Raw genomic sequence first — 19812 nt, 5'->3', positions numbered from 1 at the left:
TTAGACCACTGAGCTATGTTCATGGCAAACGAGATCACCGTTTATATCTAAGGCAAAAACGAAGATTCGATGGTGACGAATGTTTATTTGCTCGAATGTTGAGCAGTTTCTATTGCGTTGCCAGTTCATGTGGTTTTGCAATACAGCATATAACTCGAGGCGATGTTTATGCTAACGCACATTTATGGTCACTAAAGGTAGGAAAGGTCATAGGGTATGCCTATGACCTTTCGTTAACCATGCCGCTATTCAACAAAGGAAAAACAAAAAATTGTCTTTAGGTGTGCGCTAAGATGTTAACTTGCTTGTCGAGTTTTTCAATTAGTACGTCACGCTTGAATGGTTTGGGCAGGTAGTCATCCATGCCACAGTCAAAGCACTTTTGTATATCATCATCAAGAACCGAAGCGGTGAGCGCGATAATATGTTTTTTGGCAAGATTATGTGATCGCTCATAGGCTCGAATAGCTTCTGTGGCGTCAAAGCCATCCATTACCGGCATCATACAGTCCATGAGAATCAGTCCTATGTGCTGGTGCTGTTGTTGATAAATAGTCAGTGCTTCTTGTCCATCATTAGCAAGCAGGTAACTGATACCCAGTTTGTTTAAATTGATCGTCACAATTTGTTGGTTTACCTTATTGTCTTCAACAATCAGAATCTTAGAACCAGAACTAATGTTAGTTGTAGTTTTGCTTGTTATAGGCTCGGAAGTAGCTTCTTGCTCTAATACAGATTTAATTGTATTACTTAGCCTTGCCCCTAAAAGCGGATAAGTAATAAACGCCGATACCGCGAAGTCATGGTAGTGGTCGTGCGTTTGGTTGTCTTTTAAGAAGATGACACGATGCTGAGCAATTATCTTTTCGTACTGGTGGTAGGTGTCAGCATCGTCAATAATGATCACTGTCTGCTTAGAAATGGCTATGGATGACAGAGAATCAGGCGTTATTTGTTGTGATGGGAAGCCGTAACGATTCAACTCTTCAATTAAAAGTGGCTTTTCTTTCATTGATACATAGACAACCGTTGTTTCCGTTTGTTGGGTTAATTGTTGGTCATCTGTGTCAAACGATAAGATAAATGAGAATTCACTGCCTCGTCCTTTAAGTGAGTTGAGCGCAATTTCGCCACCCATCATAGTGATCATTTTAGATGAGATGGCCAAACCAAGTCCGGTTCCTCCGTATTGTTGAGATGTGGAAGTATCCTCTTGTTGAAATTCTTCAAAAATGTGCGCTTGTTTATTCGTGTCAATGCCAATCCCAGTATCTTTTACCGCTAGAAACACCGTGACGGAGTTTGCCTGTTGTTTAACAAGTGAGGCGATAAATGTGATTGTGCCAGCTTCAGTAAATTTGATGGCATTGGAGGCAAGGTTCATTAATACTTGTCTGACTTTTTGTTCATCGGCTTTAACATAATTGGGCAGAGTAGAATCAATCTCCATCGCCAACTCAATCCCTTTCTGCTGAGCTTTAGGGGCGATGAGTGCCGCTGTATCAAAGAATACTTCTTTAATAGCACAGGTATGTGGGCAAATCTCTAGATGGCCAGACTCTATTTTGGAGAGATCTAATATATCATTGATGAGCATAAGCAAGGTTTGGGAAGAGGAGCTAATGGTCGACAAATAGTCTTTTTGAAGCGCACTCAGCTTTGAGTCAGACAAAATTTCGGTCATGCCCAATATTCCATTGAGTGGGGTTCTTATCTCATGGGACATGTTGGCCAAAAATGCGCTTTTTGCTCTATTCGCTTGCCTTTCATGCTCTCTGGCGGTGATGAGTTCAGTTTCCAATATTGAAGTTTGTCGAATGACATACAGCAAGGTCAGGATAATCGCGACGATTAGCGCGATAGTGGCGAACATTCTGTAATTGTCGTAAATCGAAATCTTATTGGCAATTTGATTGGGGAGTACGTCGAACAAAGCATTGAGCTTAGTTTCTAATTGATGAACTGTTGCCCTAAGAGCGCCGTGGCGGCCTTCATTGTGTGTATAACCAAATTCTTCATACGCAGACTGCAGGCCATAGAAGGCAAACTTGAACTCTAAAAAGGCCCTAAATAGTGCAAAGGATTGAGGCTGTTTAGAAATGTCGCTTTCCATTTGTTTGAGAATGCGTTCAAGCCGAGGTAGGGTCTCAATGTCAAAATCAGAGAAAAACTGATACATCAGGTCCTGCATTGTCAACGCTGTGTAGTCTAATGTTGTGTTATTGGCCTTGATTAATTCATGGCCAAACTTTAACGACTGCTCTCTTAAATTATCAATGAGCCCGTTCTGGTGTTCATTCCCATGAATCATGACAACTAAGTCAGCCAGCGAGAAAAAGGACTGCACATAGTCGTCAATATACGCCAACGCATATTGATTTGAATAATCCGTCTCAATGCCAGATTGAATGATTTTGACATTGACGTCACCGAGTTGCCCAATCATCGCGTTATAGCTCGTTTGCATTTTTTCAATATATTCAGGATCAACTCGCGCGATAAAATCCTTTTCATGACGTCTCATCAATAACATGCCATTTGAAGCAGTAAGGATGTCGGACTTTAGCGTTGTTAACTGACTTTTTGCCTGCTCAACTTTGTATTCTGTATAAAAAAACAGGGTAAGGAAGAATAAAACGATGGCAGACCCTGCAATCAATGTTTTACGAATGTTATGAGCGTGATAATGGTTAGCCATCCACATGAGATCCAGGTCCTTTTGGTCGTACCGAAACGGTGAGTTCATGTACCGTCTGTTAAGAGTAACAAAAATGTCACAATCATGGAAAAGAGTCTGGCGTTACGCGAACATTTTGTGAGTATTTTATAGAATATTGGGATTTGCGTAGGAAAAAGTACCAATAAAACAAGGATATTGAGAACTATGTCGATAAAGATACATTTGGCGTTAAGCAAAGCCGTAGCATGTCGATACAGTACGGATGTTAGTTTATATATTGGAGATATACACAATGTGGTTTAATAATTTAAGCCTCAGAATCAAGGTAATGATACCGGTTATGTTGATGGCAATAATATTTGGTGGTTTGGTGATCTACAACGCGCTGCTTTTTAGCAAGCAGGCGGCGATTAATGACCGTCTCAACGATGAAATACAACCAGTGATGAATTCTCTGGAAGATGCGTACCGAGATTTCTACCAAGTATCGACAGCAGGTTATGCGTTTATTATTGCAACAGCTGATCCCCAAGAGGTAGAAAAGCAGCGTTTTGAATTTGAAGATAACGCTTATAATGCCGTACCACGTGTAAGTAAGGTGCAAGAGTTGATTGACTCTGGTGTATTAGATCGCCGTTTTTACCCGTATTTAAAACAGTTGATCTCTGATACTAAAGTGTTTGTTAATGAGTATGAAAAGCTGTTTGCTTCTCCGAGTAATGCGTATCAGACGTTTACTCAGAACGAAAAAATGATCACTGGTCTCTTTGTGGATATACGCAGTAACTTAAAGGTGATTCTTGACGAGATTGAGCGATTGCAAGAGCAAGCACGATTAGATAGTGATCAGGCAGTCAAAGAAGCTGAAATCGCCATTGAAGTGGGTACGGTTATTGCGATATTACTTGCACTGACAGTTGCAGCCTTTGTATCGAAACTGATTGTTGCTCCGGTGATCGTACTTGAAAAGTCGATGGCAGAAATCGCTTCTGGCGATGGTGATTTGACTCAGAGAGTGCAGGTTGAATCAACGGATGAAATCGGTCATTTAGCCGAATCATTCAACCAGTTTGTTGAACGGATTCAGGGCACCGTTTCTGAAGTCGTTGACTCAACGTCGGAAGTGAGAGAGCACACGTCGGTGTTGATCCAGTTAGCGGGACAAATTACTCATGCTTCCTTGTCCCAACAGCAAGAAAGCGAAATGGTTGCTACGGCCATTAATGAAATGAGAGCGACGAGCGACAACGTTAGTCAAAATGCACATGAAGCGGCTCAGGCGACGGACCGAAGTGCCGATGAAGCTCGTCACGCTAATGAGGGGATTGGTCTTACGGTATCTTCAATAGAAGGCTTGGCGCAAGAGCTGATTACCTCTGAGGAAAGTGTCCATAGATTAACCAGTGACGTGACGAATATCGCTTCTGTACTGGATGTGATACGCGGAATAGCAGAGCAAACCAACTTACTTGCCCTGAATGCCGCTATTGAGGCAGCTAGAGCCGGTGAGCAAGGACGGGGCTTTGCTGTCGTTGCGGATGAAGTTCGCTCTCTAGCGAGTAAGACTCAAGAAAGTACGGGTGATATTCAAACCATGATCGAGCGCTTACAGCAAGGGGCATCGGTTATGGTACAAGCGATGGAATCCAGTCGTGCTACCAGTAACGAAACCATCAGCTTAGTGCAAACAGCTTCAACCTCGCTGGCTGAAATTACTCATTCAATTACCATTATTAATGAAATGAATGCGCACATTGCTACTGCGGCAACGGAACAAACCGCGGTCAGTGAAGAGTTAAATGGCAGTATTCAAAAAATAGCGTCGGACAGCCATAAAATGTCCGATATTATCAAACAGGCAGAGCACGCATGCATCACTCTTGAGGCAAGATGTGAAAATCTTGATAGAGCTGTGGGTCAGTTTAAGGTCTGATCAATTCGTCCAAATTAGCGCTTACAAGACGCATTTAAAAATACGAGGTTAGAATAGAGTCGCATACCCCTTATGGGTTATGTGACTTTGATCGTATTTACGAATGCTCTATTGCACGGCAAAACATCTCCCTAAAACAGTGCAGAAAAATTAAAGAATGTAACAGAGTGCATCCTTTCGTAAACCAAATAAAATGCTTAGTCGTAATTCTCATATTATTCACATACTTACATTGTTAGATCTAATAGATGTAATAATTGAAACCGTTACTGTCAGATGTGCTATTTCTGACATGAAAATAACACTTTCAGTGCGACGTAATAACACATGGGTAAATGTTTATTCTTATCAATGGCTTAGTAGGTGTGTGATTTTGTGATTTAAATTGAAAATATGAGACTTGTCAATTTCATTCTGATGTGTGATGGCTAGCCACTAATTGTCTATCGACCACAATTAATTGCTGTATATATATTAAGTTTTTATTAACATTAAGTTGATTAGAAAAACTGTAATGTTTGCAATGTAAATTAAACGATAAATATAAATGGCATCCTGAATTATAGAGGAACTTAAGTTTAGGTAGCTATTAGGTTAGGTAAATTATTAGTTGGTTGTTAGGAATGGAGTCAGGAATGAAAAAGCTTGCGTTAATTACTGGGTCAAAGGGTGGTATAGGTTCAGCAATATCCTCCCGTCTGGTAGAAAACGATTATCGGTTGATCGCTACATATTATACAGGGAATTATGAGTGTGCTAAGGAATGGTTCGAATCTAAGGGATTTACCGATGACCAAGTACGTTTATTTGAACTGGATGTAACCAATACAAATGAATGTCAAAAAAAGCTTGAAGAAATTCAAGAAGAGGAAGGCACATTTGATTTAGTGGTTAATAATGCTGGCATTACTCGAGACGGACAATTCAAAAAAATGTCTGCTGAGGCGTGGTTTGACGTGATTAACACCAATTTAAATAGCGTCTTCAATGTGACCCAGCCTCTATTTGCTGCAATGTGCGAAAAGGGTGGCGGACGTGTCATCAATATATCCTCAGTAAACGGTCAAAAAGGTCAGTTCGGTCAAGCTAACTATTCTGCCGCAAAAGCAGGCATGATTGGTTTTACCAAAGCGTTAGCAGCAGAAGGTGCTCGCTCAGGTGTGACCGTCAATGTCATTGCTCCGGGTTACACTGGAACGCCAATGGTAGAGGCGATGCGTGAAGACGTACTTGATTCCATTAAAAGTACTATCCCACTTAAACGACTCGCTAAGCCTGAAGAAATAGCGGCAGCTGTTGCGTATTTAGCAAGTGATGAAGCTGCATACATTACTGGTGAAACACTGTCAGTCAATGGCGGCTTGTACATGGCATAAGGGAGAACACCGATAATGAAAAAAGTATACATCGTCGCAGCGAAACGCACACCAATTGGCAGTTTTGGTGGTAGTTTGAAAAATTGCTCGGCAGGTGACTTAGCCGCGCAAGCCATAAAAGGGGCGCTTGCATCTTGCGCTGTTAATGAAACAGACATTGATGAAGTCATTGTTGGAAATGTGATTAGCGCCAACCAAGGAATGGGTGTAGGACGACAGGCTGCAATTTTTGCGAATATCCCTGACTATGTTCCCGCATATTCTATCAATATGGTGTGTGGCAGCGGGATGAAATCAATTATGGACTCCGTCTCGCATATTAGAGCGGGGGAAGCTGATGTCGTCGTTGCTGCGGGCGTTGAAGTCATGTCGCAGATTCCTTTTGCTTTGCCAGCCAACGTTCGTTCCGGCAATAAAATGGGAGACATGTCAGCGAAAGATCTCCTTGTTTCTGATGGTTTAACGGACGTGTTTAATGGCTATCACATGGGAGTGACGGCTGAAAATGTCGCTCGTGAAGTCAACATTTCTCGTGAAGACCAAGATGCCTATGCACTGGAAAGTCAAATGAAGGCGGTTGCCGCGATTGAAGCAGGAAGATTCAGTGATGAAATCGTACCAGTTGATATTAAGATTAAGCGTCAACCTGCTCAGTTTACTACTGATGAGTATCCTAAATCTGATGCAACGCTAGTAGGGTTGGGTAAATTAAGACCTGCGTTTGACAAAGAAGGCACGGTGACGGCCGGCAATGCTTCAGGCATTAATGATGGAGCAAGCGCAGTCGTCATCGCTTCTGAAGATGCCGTTGAGCGCTTAGGATTAACCCCTCTTTGTGAAATAGTTTCAACGGCGCAAACAGGTCTAGATCCTAAAGTTATGGGGTTAGGACCAGTAAAGGCGGTACAAAAAGCGTTAGAGAAAGCGGAGCTTTCTGTAACAGATGTTGATACGTTTGAGTTTAATGAAGCATTTGCAGCCCAAGCGTTAGGCGTGATTAGACGTTTGGCTGATGAGTGTTCAGTATCGTCTGAATCCATTATTGAAAAATCCAACCCAAACGGTGGCGCGATTGCCCTTGGGCATCCGCTAGGTGCTTCAGGAAATCGTATTGTAGTCACATTAATTCATGAAATGATACGCGAACTTCACACTTATGGGGCAGCGACATTATGTGTGGGTGGTGGCATGGGTACAGCAGTTATTCTAAAACGCTGTTAACCTAGTTTATATATTACCAACATATAGTTTTATGACGTTATTAATTAAATGCTTAACTTATATTTTTTAGGAGAACGACTATGTACACGGATATTTTTAAAGTAATCAATGAACAGTCAGAAAAAACATTGGAACCATATGCGAAATTTAGCAAGTTAATGACAAAGAATGTGGAAACACTGACTGAGTTGCAACTTAATGCCATGAAAACTTATAGTGAATTAGGTTTGTCTCAAATGAAAGCGGTCGCGGAAGTAAAAGATATTTCTTCTTTGACGGTATTTAATACTCAGCAAGTGACGTCACTTACTCGCTTGTCTCAACAAATGATGGATGACAGCAACAAACTTCAACAGGTTGCTAAAGAATTTAAAGACGATATTGAAACATTGACTACCGAGACAATGAAAACTAATACGCCAGCTTAATCTGGCAGTAAGTATATGTTAGGGGTTTCGGGGTACATCGTATCTCGTGCCCCTTTTTTAATTTTTAGAAAAGGGTTTGAATTATGTTTCAAAACTTCTTTTCGGACTACCTTGTGACATTGCAGGAAAGTAACCAGCGATGGTGGAAAGATTTCGAGCAGGGCAAGGCAGCCGTTAATAATCCGCTTTCAAAAGCGATGCAAGAACTCAATATAGAGGATTCAGCAGAATTCATGGATAAAGCATCTAAGCAGCCTGCAGCGATGCTAGATGTTCAAATGAAATGGTGGATGCAACAGTTAGAAATTTGGCAGCGTGCTGCCCTTCATAATGATAAAACAGATGTAGTATCGGTGGAGAAAGGTGACCGTCGTTTTGAAGACGCAGCATGGAAAGATGAAGCCTTCTATAGCGTAATTAAGCAGTCTTACGTACTGTTTAGCCAAACTTACCTTGAGACCATAAATGCTGTTGAAGGTGTCGATGAGAAAGCGAAAGAAAGGTTGGCTTTCTTTTCTAGACAAACCTTGAACGCGTTGTCTCCAAGTAACTTCATCGCGACTAACCCTGAGTTACTTCAGTTGACCTTGGAGCAAAAGGGAGAGAATTTACTCGCGGGCATGCAGCAACTTCAAGAAGATATGGAAGCCAGTGCTGACGTGCTTAAGATTAGAATGACCAATACGAAGTCGTTTGATATTGGTAAGCACGTAGCCAATACAAAGGGTGATGTCGTTTTTAAGAACGAGCTCTTTGAGTTGATTCAGTATCGCCCGTTAACTGAAGCGGTTAATTCGACGCCGCTACTCATTGTTCCGCCTTTTATTAACAAATACTACATCCTCGATCTTCGAGAAAAAAATTCGATGGTGAAGTGGCTCTTAGAACAAGGTCATCCTGTTTTTATGATGTCGTGGCGTAACCCTAGCGCAGAGCAAGCAACAACAGAATTTGGTGACTATGTTACTGAAGGCGTTGTAAAAGCCGTGTCAGCCATTGAGGCGATCACAGGGCAAGAGCAAGTGAATGCTGCGGGTTATTGCATTGGCGGCACTGTGCTAGCGTCAACTGTTGCGTATTATGCGGCAAAACGAATGAAAAAACGCATAGCGTCGGCGTCATTTTTCACGACGCTTTTGGATTTTGAACAACCTGGTGAGGTGGGCGCGTACATCAATGACACTATTGTTAGTGCTATCGAGGCACAGAATAATGAACAGGGTTATATGGATGGTCGTTCTTTAAGTGTGACCTTTAGCTTGTTACGCGAGAACAGTTTGTATTGGAACTACTATATAGACAACTATCTAAAGGGAAACAGCCCGGTTGATTTTGATTTACTGTATTGGAACAGTGACAGCACCAACGTAGCGACAGCAACACATAATTTCTTGCTACGGAAATTATATTTAGAAAACCAATTAGTCCAGAATAAAGGCGTCAAGGTGGGAGGCGTGTGGATTGATTTGAATAAAATCCGTATTCCAAGTTATTTCGTCTCTACTAAAGAAGATCATATTGCTTTGTGGCAGGGGACCTATCGAGGTGCATTACAGGTAGGTGGAAACAAGACCTTTGTTCTGGGCGAATCTGGTCATATTGCTGGCATCGTTAATCACCCAGCAAAGGAGAAGTACGGTTTTTGGACTAACTCTACGCTAGAAGAATCTGCCGATGATTGGATGAACAACGCAGAGCATCAAAAAGGGTCTTGGTGGATTCATTGGGATCAATGGTTAAGCCAATTTAATGCGGATGAAAAGGTAGCCCCTTATCCTGTAGGTAATGACGCGTTTCCAGTGCTGTGTGATGCGCCGGGTCAATATGTGCTGCAAACGCTACCCGTTGAAAGCTCAAAACCAAACCCGGATGACAATCATTCAAGAGTTGAAGTTTCAGAAAGCACATGAAGCGGAACTCAAGCGTTGGTACCTATTGCCTCAAAAAATGAAATGAAGAGTTTTCAAAACAAGCAAGGCAAATGAAGTGAGTGTAGAAGTCCAAATATGGCTTCTACACTGCTACTACTGCTTACAGCCAAACTTCTCTAAGCCCAAATTCATGGCTTAGGGCTTCTTACGTCTTCTATTTTTGCCTTCCTAGATTCATCTGCAATGAGTAATGTTCAATACGTAACGCCTTAGCATGTATCCGTAAAATACTTTAAATGTTTTGATAATGGCATAAAATACGGACTGTATTTTCAAGTATTGAGGTTGTCATGGATATTGAAACGTTAGAACAAAAAGTCAGCTATATTTTGGGGCGAGAAGTGGCCGCAGAGTTAGCGAAAAAATCGTTTCCTAAAATGAACATCAAAATTATCCAAGAAGCTATTATGGACACGTTTTTGCAAAAAGAATGGCCTTTTGATCCTAACGATGCGGAATCGTTGAAAGTAGAACTTGAAGAACAAAGAAAGCAGGCGGAAACGACACTAGAACAACAAAAAGCCAATTATGAGCGTGAGTTTTTCACTAAAAATGGCCAGCGTGACACGGTATTGAGCCATAGCTCTGGGATTCAATATGAAATCCTAAATGAAGGAAGTCACCCCGCAGAAGTAACACCAAAGAGTCGTTTATCTGTGCGTCATAAAACTTGGTTATTGAATGGGCAGTTAGTGGATGGCTCTGCACATTTACCTGAACCAATGACCGTACAGCTACAGCAAGTACCATTAGCATGGATGGTGGCGTTGAAAGAAATGAATGTTGGTGCAACGTGGCGTTTGTATGTACCTAGTCATCTAGCTTACAAAGAGAATACTCATCAAACAGTTCCTGCTGATACTGCGGTCATCTTTGATTTGCACATAGAGCAAGTAACCTAATAGAGAGCAAGTTACTTAATAGAATGCGAATGGTTAAATCAAAATACCCAGTGTTTAGCACTGGGTATTTTTGTTTTTAGTAGCATGATTTTAAAAAACAGAATGATATTAATTTTTCTAATGTCATTATCAAAAGATAGTAATATATCAAATGTGATGATATGTGAAATTTTACGCTGAATTTTTATTATTGTTCGGGTGATTGTGTTAATGGCTTGTTGGTTGCGGGTCGTTTTTGTGTGAGCACGGTCACGATGCGGATTAGCGAAACAAATTTGTCATTCTAATTTGACGGGTCTTGCTGCTAATCTGCAGGCGCTTTTGATGACGCCATCAGTAAGCACTATAAAAATAAGGAGTAATTATGACTAATGCAAAGAAACCAATGTCACTCACGACACGAGTGATTATCGGTATGGTTGCTGGTATTTTAACGGGCTTCGCAATTCGAGGCTTATTTGCTGAAAATGGATTTGTCGACGCATACATTGTAAATGGTCTTTTTGAAGTTGGCGGTCAAATCTTTATTGCCAGCCTGAAAATGCTTGTTGTGCCACTGGTCTTTGTTTCTCTTGTTTGTGGTACTAGTTCACTAAAAGATGTGACAACACTCGGTCGATTGGGCGGAAAAACAGTTTTGTTTTATGTAGCGACAACCGCGGTTGCTATCACATTAGCCTTGACCATGGGAACATTATTCCAGCCAGGACAAGGCGCTGATTTAACCGCAGCCAGTACTTTTGCTTCCGCAGAGGCTCCGTCGCTAGGTCAAGTGATCATCGACATGTTCCCAACTAACCCGATCAGCGCAATGGCTGAAGGGAAAACACTTCAAGTTATCGTGTTTGCAGTACTGTTTGGTATTGCTATCAGTGCGGCTGGTGAGCCAGGTGAACGCATTGCAGCTATGTTTAGAGATTTGAACGATGTCATAATGAAGCTTGTTGCTTTACTGATGAACATCGCACCTTTTGGTGTCTTCTTCCTAATGGCTAAGTTATTTACCGGTTTGGGGCTGAGTGCCATCTTTAACTTGGCTGAATATTTCCTAGTATTGACTGCTACATTATTGCTACACGGCCTTGTTACTTATAGCGTGTTGTTAAAGTCATTCACGGGCCTGAGTCCACTGACATTTTTGAAAAAAATGGAAGATGCGATTATGTTTGCATTTTCAACGGCATCATCCAACGCAACCATTCCGGTTACAATGGAAACGGCGCAAAACCGTCTAGGGGTAGACAATAGAGTGTCGTCATTTACCATTCCGTTAGGGGCAACCATCAATATGGATGGTACTGCAATCATGCAAGGTGTCGCGACAGCATTTATTGCTCAAGCGTTTAACATCGACCTGACGATGGGAGACTACTTGACAGTGATTCTAACGGCGACCATTGCCTCAATCGGTACGGCTGGCGTTCCTGGTGTAGGTTTGATTATGCTAGCGATGGTTCTTAACCAAGTTGGCTTACCTCTTGAAGGCATTGCTTTAATTATGGGTGTCGATCGTCTGCTTGATATGATCCGTACGGCGGTCAATATTACCGGTGATAGTGCAGTAACATGTATTGTAGCCAAATCTGAGGGTTCGTTAGATATCGAGAAATTTAATGACCCGGCAGCAGGACAAAAAGAAGAAACCGTCGAACTAGTTCGAACGTAAAGTAGCATAATAACAGCGTTATTTTTCATAACGTTCGAATAGAGATAAAAACCAGTGAATAGACATTCACTGGTTTTTTTGTTTACATTAAACGGTTTTTAAATAAAAGTGGGCAACTCGTTGGAAGTACCAACGTTATGGCCAGTGGCAAGACGCGAAAGGTGATTGTAGTGTCTGCCAGTGGTTCACCATCTAAATTCGTTGGCATGATACTGTCTGACTCCCACTCAATGGTTTTAACTTGGTTACGTTTTACAAACTGACCAGAAAAGTGGTCTTCTTGCATCAACTCATCGAGAACGGTTGGAATATCAGAAGGCGCAAACTCTTCTAAAGAAACAACATCTAAATATCCATCATCAATATACGCCGTAGGGGCAAGAGCTTGTCCGCCCCCGGCCATACGACCATTGCACACAGCCCCAATAACAATATGACTCTCAACAGTGTGACCGTCATATTTCACGGTGCCCTGAAAGGGTTGAAAGTTGATCGCTTGCACGAGTCCGGCTAGTGTGTAGGCGCCACCACCTAAAAAATTCTTTAAAGGAATAGGGGTGTTTGCGGTCACTTGTGCACCAAAACCCGCCGTCGCGATATTAATAAAGTGTCGCTGATTCGCTTGAGCGGCGTCCACAGTGAACGCTTTTCCGGTGAGTGCGAGTTTTAACGCGTCATAGGGGTTGTCGGTTGGAATAGTGCAGGCGCTTGCAAAGTCATTAGCGGTTCCCAGCGGCAAAATCGCTAATTCTATGTTAGCAGCCTTGTTTCTCAGTAAAGCGTCGACCACTTCGTTGACGGTGCCGTCACCACCGCCCGCAATAATACGCTGAACCCCTTGTTCGTAAGCTTCTGTGACTAATCGGTTAATGTCACCAGCTTCCCAAGTCACGCGCACTTCAATACCATAACCTTCAGCACGAAGTTGGGTCACCGCTTGTCTAATATCATCTTGTGCGGCTTTTTTACCGTTCAGAAGTAGGCGTATCGTCATGATGGCTCCATCGTATTGTGTGATTGTGAAGTAGATGACAGTGCTGTATTGATGATAGCGTTATCCATTACAGCACTATTCTTGTTACGACAATTTAACTACCAGAATCTTTGTTACTAGAGTACAAAAGTTTCAATGGCTTTGGCGACACCGTCGTTGTCGTTACTATCGGTAATATAATCGGCTAAGGCTTTGGTTGCCTCCATAGCATTTGCCATTGCCACGCCTTTTCCAGCAAACTTAATCATATGGTGGTCGTTTTCAGCATCACCGAAACACATCACTTGATCGGCGGAAATACCCAGTTGTTTTGCGACAACACTAACGCCTTCTCCTTTATTGCTTAAAGGATTAAGAAACTCTAAGAAGAATGGTGCGCTTTGCACAATAGTATAGGTGTCTTTAAACGAACTCGGAATATGAGCAATGCCTTCAGTTAGTTGACTAGGTTCGCCTACAATCATTGCTTTGATGATGTGGTGGTCATCTTCTAATTGGTCAAAATCGTACACTGTGATATCGAGCTTGTTGATCTCGGCTTCATGATCGGTATAGGGATTTGACTCAGTTGTGATAAGGCCTAGCTTTTGGCTAAATGCATGGCAATATAAACCAAGTTGTTTGGCAAGAGAGGCGATCTCTTTTGCGCTGCGTCCATCGATGATTTGTTGGTGAAGAACCTCACCACTATGCGTTCTTTGCACAAATGCACCATTGAAGTGAATGATGTAGTCATCGGGTGAATTTAGCCCTAACTCATTGACTGAATCAAGCATCCCATTGATTGGACGACCGGATGCCAGTACGACAGTAACGCCTTTTTCTTTCGCAGATTGAATAGCGCGCTTAGTGCGCTCGGAGATTTTTTTATCAGACGTGAGGAGGGTGCCATCCATGTCAATGGCGATGAGTTTATACACAATAACTTACCTTAAAATAAAACAATGCCGCTAGAATAAAAAAACTCTAGGAGAACTACCAGACATTTAGCTGATGACTTTGTATTGAATTTCTAATACGCATACTTTAAGGTCTGCACATCGGTTATCAATAGTCATGATTAGCAGCGTTTAATGAATAATATGCAATACAAAATCAACGAAATGTTTGAAACCATTCAAGGTGAGGGTGTTTATACTGGTGTCCCCGCGGTGTTTGTTCGTTTACAGGGATGCAGTGTCGGTTGTGCTTGGTGCGATACTAAGCAGACCTGGCTGGCGGAGAAGGGTGATGAGCGAACATTTGGAGAAGTCATTGTAAAGCAAGGCGATGATCCTACTTGGTACTCTGCTTCCGCGAGCGATGTGATTGCTCAGTACAAAGCATTGGGTTACAACGCTAAACATATTGTTATCACCGGTGGCGAGCCATGTGAATTTGATCTTCTTCCATTAACTCAGGCCTTTGAGTCGATCGGCTGTCATTGTCAGATTGAAACCAGTGGTACATCCCCAGTTAGCGTCACCGAAAATACATGGGTGACAGTGTCACCAAAGATAGCGATGAAAGGCAAGTTACCAGTCCTACCATCAGCGCTAGAAAGAGCAAATGAAATCAAGCACCCAGTGGCAACGCAGAAAAATATAGACCAGCTTGATGAACTACTCGTAGGTGTGGCATTAAAGCCCAACGTTGAGATTGCCTTACAACCCATCAGCCAAAAATTACGGGCGACTGAGCTGTGTATTGAAACGTGTATTAAGCGTAATTGGCGTCTCTCAGTTCAAACACATAAATATCTCAGTATCGCGTAATAGGATTAGGAATAACTAGAATGAAAAAAGCCGTCGTCGTATTTAGTGGGGGGCAAGACTCCACTACGTGTTTAGTGAAAGCGTTGCAGGAGTACGATGAAGTACATGCCATTACGTTTGACTATGGGCAGCGTCATAAGTTAGAAATTGAAGTCGCACAAGCATTAGCCAAAAAGCTGGGTGTCGCCGCGCATAAGGTTATGGATGTAGGTTTGCTAAATGAACTCGCGATAAGCTCACTTACCCGCGATGATATTCCTGTGTCACATGAACTTGGTGAAAATGGCTTACCAAATTCATTTGTGCCAGGCCGTAACATTTTGTTTTTAACGCTTGCTGGAATATATGCATACCAAATTGGCGCACAGAGTGTGATTACAGGGGTCTGTGAAACGGATTTTTCTGGCTACCCTGACTGTCGTGATGAGTTTGTAAAGTCGATGAATACGGCTTTAATTCAAGGGATGGATAGAGCGTTTACTATTGAAACACCACTTATGTGGTTGGACAAAGCCGAAACGTGGGCGCTTGCTGACCAGTATCAAGCGTTAGCGTTAGTACGTGAAGAAACGCTCACTTGCTATAATGGCGTGATTGGAGATGGGTGTGGGGATTGTCCTGCGTGTGATCTTCGGAAAAATGGGCTACAGCACTACTTGGATAACAAACAAGCTGTGTCAGACTCTCTAACGAAAAAGCAAGCGGGATAAACGGTATTGTTTACAAAAGGTATTGTTTATAAACGGTATTGTTTAATAGGTATGTAATTTAGTATTGACATAAAAATAGAGGCAAAAGCCTCTATTTTTATATGTGTTATGAGTTACGCGTTCTATTTCAGGTACAGCTTAGCGAGATCAGATGGTTCTAATTCTTTACCATCTAACTGTGTGTTCCAGTTTGCACCAATTAAAACCCCATCTTCAGCAAGAGTTAGTAACCAATCTTCCACAAAGATATCTAACGGAATGTGTAACACTTCAAAATCGGCCCACTCTTCGACATTATGTAATTTTGCTTCTTCTTCTGAAGACCAAAATGGCATTACTTCAGAATTTTCGAATTCCGTTGAGTCACATGCCAGCCAACCTTCTTCGTTTCGTAAACCCCAAACTAGCTCAGTAGCTTTGGTTTCACGAATGAAAAGTTCTAGGTTTTGCGCGACATCTGAAGTCAATTTGCTCATGATTTTTATACTCTTAGTAATAACTGCGTTAAGAGTAGCACGAGTTGTAAAAGAACTAAATGAACGGCATTAAAAAGGGCAGTCGATTTGACTGCCTTTAAAGAAAATAGCGCCAAAATGGACGGCTACTTGTCAATTTTGGTGAATATGGTCCATTGTTTTTCTACTTCACCCTTGTAGCCGACGACAGATGCGACAACTTTTCGGTTCATTGCATGAGAGAACTCATTCGAACCAAGCTCTTCTGGCTTGGTGTCACCGAATCCGACAATAGTGAGCCTGTTAGGCGAGATACCATTATTGATGATCGCTTGCCTCACCGCATCGGCGCGGTTTTGAGATAACACTAAATTCTTTTCTGGATTACCAACAATGCTGGCATAGCCTTGAATTTCAATGGTGGTATCTGGGTAAGCTTTGAGGAAATCGGCCATTTGGCGAATTTGATTTTGAAAAACAGATTTGATTGTTGTCGAGTTATTGTCGAATAACACTCTAATCGCCATCGATTGGGTTGTATCTATGTGTTTCTCGCAGCCGTCGTTATCGATTACTGAACCATTAGGGGTAACGACACATAAGTCTCTGGCGTTAATCACACCATCACTATCATCGTCAATTAAATCTGCTTTTTGATCTGCTAAAGGGGTGGGGATGTAGTCGTACTCATCCTGAGCATGAGTGGTCGCGGTTGAGGTGGCAGAAAATGCCACTAGGCTACAAAGTAACAGTAAGTTTTGTAGTTTCATGATTTAGTACTCCACCTTTTCATTCCACTCTTGCGGGGTATCAATACGTAGCCCTTGTAATAAGTTACCAGTCGCATTCATGACGCGATATTTAGCCAATTGTTCGGCATACTTCGCGTCCAGATACCCTTTTCTCGCTTCGAATAGTTCATTTTCGGTATTGAGAACATCAAGAAGGGTTCGTTTACCTATTTTGTATTGTTTTTGATAGGCCACAACGGTATCGGATGCAGAATCGACGTGATCAGCTAAAAATTCCTTTTGTTGCACCGTGAATTCTAGTTCGGTCCATGACAGATTTAACCCTTCTTCAACCATACGAAACGTACGGTCACGGAAATCTTTGGCCTTGTTTAATTGATAAGCTGCGGCTTCTGTACGGTCGGAATCAGATCCTCCGTTATACAGATTGTAACGCATTCGAACCATGGCTCTGGTTTCGTTATCAGTGCCGATGTTACCGCCAGCGTCATCACGCCAGTTGTGACCCGCATCAATGTAGAAAGTCGGGTAGTTGACACCTTTGGTTTGTTGATATTGAAAGCGAGCTGAGTCGACATCGACCTGCGAAATTCGAATGACAGGGTGTTGCTCTATGGCGATTTTAAGGGCTTGATCGACGGTTGGTGGAATAGCGTTAAGGTCCGCTTGTGGATATTTCAGGCCAAGTGGGATTTGTCCAACGATGCGCTTAAATTGTGTATGGGTGTCAAATAAGTTATTTTGCGCGGCAAGCAAATTCCCGTGAGCTTTTGCAATACGTGCTTCAACTTGCGATAAATCGGCAGTAGACCCTATTCCGGAATCCACGCGTTTTTTAATGTCGGCAAAGATCTTTTTGTGTACTTCTAAGTTAGCTTCAGACAGCGAGAGTATTTCATAAGCTTTGGTTGCCTCTAGATAAATTTTAGAGACCTCTAGCGCGATATCAGACGCGTCAGCTAAAAGTTGATAGCGCACAGACTCGGCTTCCGCAGCCGTTCTGTCCATATCGTTTAACGTTTCGTTACCATCCCATAGTAACTGAGTAAGGCTAATGCCTACTTCCTTTCTGGTCAGGCTCTCATTTCTATTATTGAGCGAATCCGCACGATCAAAGTCAGTTCGCTCATAACCAATACCACCATCCAAGTCTACTTTGGGCCTGTAGGCGCCTACGGAGGCTTCGGCGTCATATCGCTTACTTACATACTCATTGTATGCGGCTTTGATCTCAGGGTTGGTCGCTAACGTGGTGGCAACGGCTTGCTCCAGCGTTTGGCTAGCCGCAGGTAAACTCGTCGCGATAAAACAAGCGATAGTCGAAATGGTTAACTTGTTCAATGTAATTCTCCTTAGCCCTTAAACAAAGTGTTTGCTTTGATAGGGTTCTTATAATGAACATGCATTAGTTAATCCCACAGTTTGATAATGTAAGTTAAGTCATTAGGTTACGGTATCTATAGATAAACTATAGTGACCAATGACATAATTTCAAATAGGAACTGCAATGTTAGTGTATCCAAATTAAGACTTTGAGTGTCTTTTTTGAATGCAGCATGAAAATACAAACATATTATTGAAAATAGTAGAGAAATTCGGTTGTTCAATGGTAAGTCTGCAAAAAAGTCTCAAAAATGAGACGGATAGGGCATAAAAAAACCACTCATGTGACAATGAGTGGTTTAATGGTTGTTCCAGAGTGTCGCGGTAGCAAGTTTTTCACTACAGTACTTTGCAGGCAAATCCTTTTAGGTAGAAGCCTTCTGGGTAAGCTGTGTCTGTAGGGTGATCCGCAGCTTGCTCAAATCGTTCAACGAATTTCACTGAACGGCCGGCGTCTAGTGCTGCGTCGGCGATGATTTTTTGGAATAGATTTTGATCCATTAAACCGGAGCAGGAATAAGTTAATAGCGTACCACCGGGTTTTAGAATTTGCATGGCGAGCATGTTGATATCTTTATAGCCTCGACAAGCTCCATTAAGTTGTGCTTTGGACTCTGCAAATTTAGGTGGGTCCATGATAACGACATCAAATTTGGTGCCTTGGTCACGGTACTCTCTTAGCAGTTTAAAGACATCGGCATTTAAGAATACGGCCTTTTTCTTTTCCGTGAAACCGTTGAGTTCCGCGTTGTGTTTGGCCGTGTCTAATGCGAGCTGTGACACATCCGCATTAATGACGCGAGTCGCACCACTTTTCAGCGCGTAAAGACCAAAGCCACCCGTATAGCTAAAGCAGTTTAGTACTTCTTTACCTTTAGTGTACTTCTGTGCTTGATAGCGGCTATCGCGTTGATCAAGATAAAACCCAGTTTTATGCCCTTTAATGATATCGACACTAATCTTTACCCCGTTTTCTTCGATTACGACAGGCTCCAGAGGCTCGTCTCCAAGCAAAACGCCAGTGCGCTCTTTAAGGCCTTCTTTTTTACGTACAGATACGTCTGAACGTTCGTAAATCGAACACTCTGGAAAGCAGATATGCAAAGCTTCAACAAGGGCGTCTTTTTGATATTCTGCGCCTGCACTGAGTAATTGACAGACGAGGTACTGGTTGTACTTATCAATGGTAATGCCTGGTAAACCATCTGACTCAGCCGCGATGAGGCGATAGCCAGTTAAGCCATCACGCTCAATAATGTCTTCTCTGAGTAGCTGAGCAGTTCGGATGCGAGATACGAAAAAGTCTACATCGATCGCTTGTTTTTCAAAGCTCCAAACGCGCGCGCGAATTTGTGAGTTTGGTGAAAATGCCGCTTTAGCGAGCCATTCTCCGTTGTCCGCAAAGACATCAACCGTTTCACCAAGAGAAGGTTGCCCATCGACGCGGGAGATACCGCGTGAAAAAATCCAAGGGTGTTTACGTCTTAGTGATTTGTCGCGACCTTTTACGAGATGTATTGCAGGAGCCATGAGATGCCTTACGTGTTAGTACAATAGAAAGGGTGGGCTATTTTGTGTGATGTCGCAGACAAATGCAATGATGTGGCCATAATGACTGTGTTTAAAT

16 protein-coding genes are annotated in these 19812 nt (G+C 42.3%); 9 read left to right on the top strand and 7 right to left on the bottom strand.

Features of this window, described 5'->3' with window-relative positions; genetic code table 11:
• Positions 1 to 277: 277 nt before the first annotated feature.
• Positions 278 to 2704 (bottom strand): hybrid sensor histidine kinase/response regulator, encoded by a 2427-nt coding sequence (locus MD535_RS00365; protein WP_265672906.1) that lies wholly within the window; start codon positions 2702 to 2704, stop codon positions 278 to 280.
• Positions 2705 to 3020: 316 nt separating this feature from the next.
• On the opposite strand from MD535_RS00365, the gene MD535_RS00360 reads away from it, so the two are divergent.
• The 7 genes from MD535_RS00360 to MD535_RS00330 all read left to right on the top strand — a co-directional run bounded on the left by MD535_RS00360 (position 3021) and on the right by MD535_RS00330 (position 12137).
• Positions 3021 to 4613, top strand: a complete 1593-nt coding sequence (locus MD535_RS00360; protein WP_265672905.1) for a methyl-accepting chemotaxis protein — start codon at positions 3021 to 3023, stop codon at positions 4611 to 4613.
• A 635-nt stretch (positions 4614 to 5248) separates the two neighbouring features.
• Positions 5249 to 5989, top strand: a complete 741-nt coding sequence (locus MD535_RS00355; RefSeq protein ID WP_265672904.1) for an SDR family oxidoreductase — start codon at positions 5249 to 5251, stop codon at positions 5987 to 5989.
• Between the two features lie 15 nt (positions 5990 to 6004).
• Positions 6005 to 7210 (top strand): acetyl-CoA C-acetyltransferase, encoded by a 1206-nt coding sequence (locus tag MD535_RS00350; RefSeq protein WP_265672903.1) that lies wholly within the window; start codon positions 6005 to 6007, stop codon positions 7208 to 7210.
• Between the two features lie 80 nt (positions 7211 to 7290).
• Positions 7291 to 7638, top strand: coding sequence for a phasin family protein (locus MD535_RS00345; protein WP_265672902.1), 348 nt, complete (start codon positions 7291 to 7293; stop codon positions 7636 to 7638).
• A gap of 83 nt (positions 7639 to 7721) precedes the next feature.
• Positions 7722 to 9548, top strand: coding sequence for a class I poly(R)-hydroxyalkanoic acid synthase (phaC, locus tag MD535_RS00340; protein WP_265672901.1), 1827 nt, complete (start codon positions 7722 to 7724; stop codon positions 9546 to 9548).
• Between the two features lie 311 nt (positions 9549 to 9859).
• Complete coding sequence (locus MD535_RS00335; RefSeq protein ID WP_265672900.1) at positions 9860 to 10471, top strand: FKBP-type peptidyl-prolyl cis-trans isomerase; 612 nt, start codon at positions 9860 to 9862, stop codon at positions 10469 to 10471.
• 364 nt (positions 10472 to 10835) lie between these two features.
• A complete protein-coding gene (locus MD535_RS00330; protein ID WP_265672899.1) occupies positions 10836 to 12137 on the top strand; it encodes a dicarboxylate/amino acid:cation symporter in 1302 nt (433 codons plus the stop codon).
• A gap of 82 nt (positions 12138 to 12219) precedes the next feature.
• On the opposite strand, the gene yegS is transcribed toward MD535_RS00330, so the two are convergent.
• Together yegS and MD535_RS00320 are read right to left on the bottom strand one after the other, a co-directional pair.
• Positions 12220 to 13131 carry a lipid kinase YegS gene (gene yegS, locus MD535_RS00325; protein ID WP_265672898.1) on the bottom strand — a complete coding sequence of 304 codons (912 nt, stop codon included), beginning with the start codon at positions 13129 to 13131 and terminating at the stop codon, positions 12220 to 12222.
• Between the two features lie 116 nt (positions 13132 to 13247).
• Entirely contained in the window at positions 13248 to 14051 is an 804-nt protein-coding gene (locus tag MD535_RS00320) for a Cof-type HAD-IIB family hydrolase (protein WP_265672897.1), read from the bottom strand.
• 153 nt (positions 14052 to 14204) lie between these two features.
• Here MD535_RS00320 and queE point away from each other — a divergent pair, with 153 nt between their 5' ends.
• Both queE and queC read left to right on the top strand, forming a co-directional pair.
• Positions 14205 to 14885 (top strand): 7-carboxy-7-deazaguanine synthase QueE, encoded by a 681-nt coding sequence (gene queE / locus MD535_RS00315; protein ID WP_265672896.1) that lies wholly within the window; start codon positions 14205 to 14207, stop codon positions 14883 to 14885.
• 20 nt (positions 14886 to 14905) lie between these two features.
• Positions 14906 to 15595 (top strand): 7-cyano-7-deazaguanine synthase QueC, encoded by a 690-nt coding sequence (gene queC, locus MD535_RS00310; RefSeq protein WP_265672895.1) that lies wholly within the window; start codon positions 14906 to 14908, stop codon positions 15593 to 15595.
• A 122-nt stretch (positions 15596 to 15717) separates the two neighbouring features.
• On the opposite strand, the gene MD535_RS00305 is transcribed toward queC, so the two are convergent.
• From MD535_RS00305 to MD535_RS00290, 4 genes are all read right to left on the bottom strand, one after another.
• Positions 15718 to 16071 carry a DUF2750 domain-containing protein gene (locus MD535_RS00305; RefSeq protein ID WP_265672894.1) on the bottom strand — a complete coding sequence of 118 codons (354 nt, stop codon included), beginning with the start codon at positions 16069 to 16071 and terminating at the stop codon, positions 15718 to 15720.
• A gap of 125 nt (positions 16072 to 16196) precedes the next feature.
• On the bottom strand, positions 16197 to 16820 hold the full coding sequence (locus MD535_RS00300; RefSeq protein ID WP_265672893.1) for an OmpA family protein: 624 nt from the start codon (positions 16818 to 16820) through the stop codon (positions 16197 to 16199).
• 3 nt (positions 16821 to 16823) lie between these two features.
• Positions 16824 to 18143, bottom strand: coding sequence for a TolC family outer membrane protein (locus MD535_RS00295; RefSeq protein ID WP_265672892.1), 1320 nt, complete (start codon positions 18141 to 18143; stop codon positions 16824 to 16826).
• A 381-nt stretch (positions 18144 to 18524) separates the two neighbouring features.
• Positions 18525 to 19715 carry a class I SAM-dependent methyltransferase gene (locus MD535_RS00290; RefSeq protein ID WP_265672891.1) on the bottom strand — a complete coding sequence of 397 codons (1191 nt, stop codon included), beginning with the start codon at positions 19713 to 19715 and terminating at the stop codon, positions 18525 to 18527.
• Positions 19716 to 19812: the final 97 nt, after the last annotated feature.

Origin of the sequence: Vibrio qingdaonensis (assembly GCF_026191675.1) — a bacterium.
GTDB classification, from domain to species: domain Bacteria; phylum Pseudomonadota; class Gammaproteobacteria; order Enterobacterales; family Vibrionaceae; genus Vibrio; species Vibrio qingdaonensis.
This window is presented reverse-complemented; position numbering and strand designations above follow the sequence as displayed.

Excerpts from the sequence above, each read along its gene's own strand:
- MD535_RS00360 (WP_265672905.1), top strand. The coding sequence starts at position 3,021 with ATGTTGATGGCAATAATATTTGGTGGTTTGGTGATCTACAACGCGCTG.
- queC (WP_265672895.1), top strand. The coding sequence starts at position 14,906 with ATGAAAAAAGCCGTCGTCGTATTTAGTGGGGGGCAAGACTCCACTACG.
- MD535_RS00300 (WP_265672893.1), bottom strand. The coding sequence starts at position 16,820 with ATGAAACTACAAAACTTACTGTTACTTTGTAGCCTAGTGGCATTTTCT.
- MD535_RS00335 (WP_265672900.1), top strand. The coding sequence starts at position 9,860 with ATGGATATTGAAACGTTAGAACAAAAAGTCAGCTATATTTTGGGGCGA.
- MD535_RS00350 (WP_265672903.1), top strand. The coding sequence starts at position 6,005 with ATGAAAAAAGTATACATCGTCGCAGCGAAACGCACACCAATTGGCAGT.
- MD535_RS00345 (WP_265672902.1), top strand. The coding sequence starts at position 7,291 with ATGTACACGGATATTTTTAAAGTAATCAATGAACAGTCAGAAAAAACA.
- MD535_RS00290 (WP_265672891.1), bottom strand. The coding sequence starts at position 19,715 with ATGGCTCCTGCAATACATCTCGTAAAAGGTCGCGACAAATCACTAAGA.
- yegS (WP_265672898.1), bottom strand. The coding sequence starts at position 13,131 with ATGACGATACGCCTACTTCTGAACGGTAAAAAAGCCGCACAAGATGAT.
- MD535_RS00330 (WP_265672899.1), top strand. The coding sequence starts at position 10,836 with ATGACTAATGCAAAGAAACCAATGTCACTCACGACACGAGTGATTATC.
- phaC (WP_265672901.1), top strand. The coding sequence starts at position 7,722 with ATGTTTCAAAACTTCTTTTCGGACTACCTTGTGACATTGCAGGAAAGT.
- MD535_RS00365 (WP_265672906.1), bottom strand. The coding sequence starts at position 2,704 with ATGTGGATGGCTAACCATTATCACGCTCATAACATTCGTAAAACATTG.
- MD535_RS00305 (WP_265672894.1), bottom strand. The coding sequence starts at position 16,071 with ATGAGCAAATTGACTTCAGATGTCGCGCAAAACCTAGAACTTTTCATT.
- queE (WP_265672896.1), top strand. The coding sequence starts at position 14,205 with ATGAATAATATGCAATACAAAATCAACGAAATGTTTGAAACCATTCAA.
- MD535_RS00355 (WP_265672904.1), top strand. The coding sequence starts at position 5,249 with ATGAAAAAGCTTGCGTTAATTACTGGGTCAAAGGGTGGTATAGGTTCA.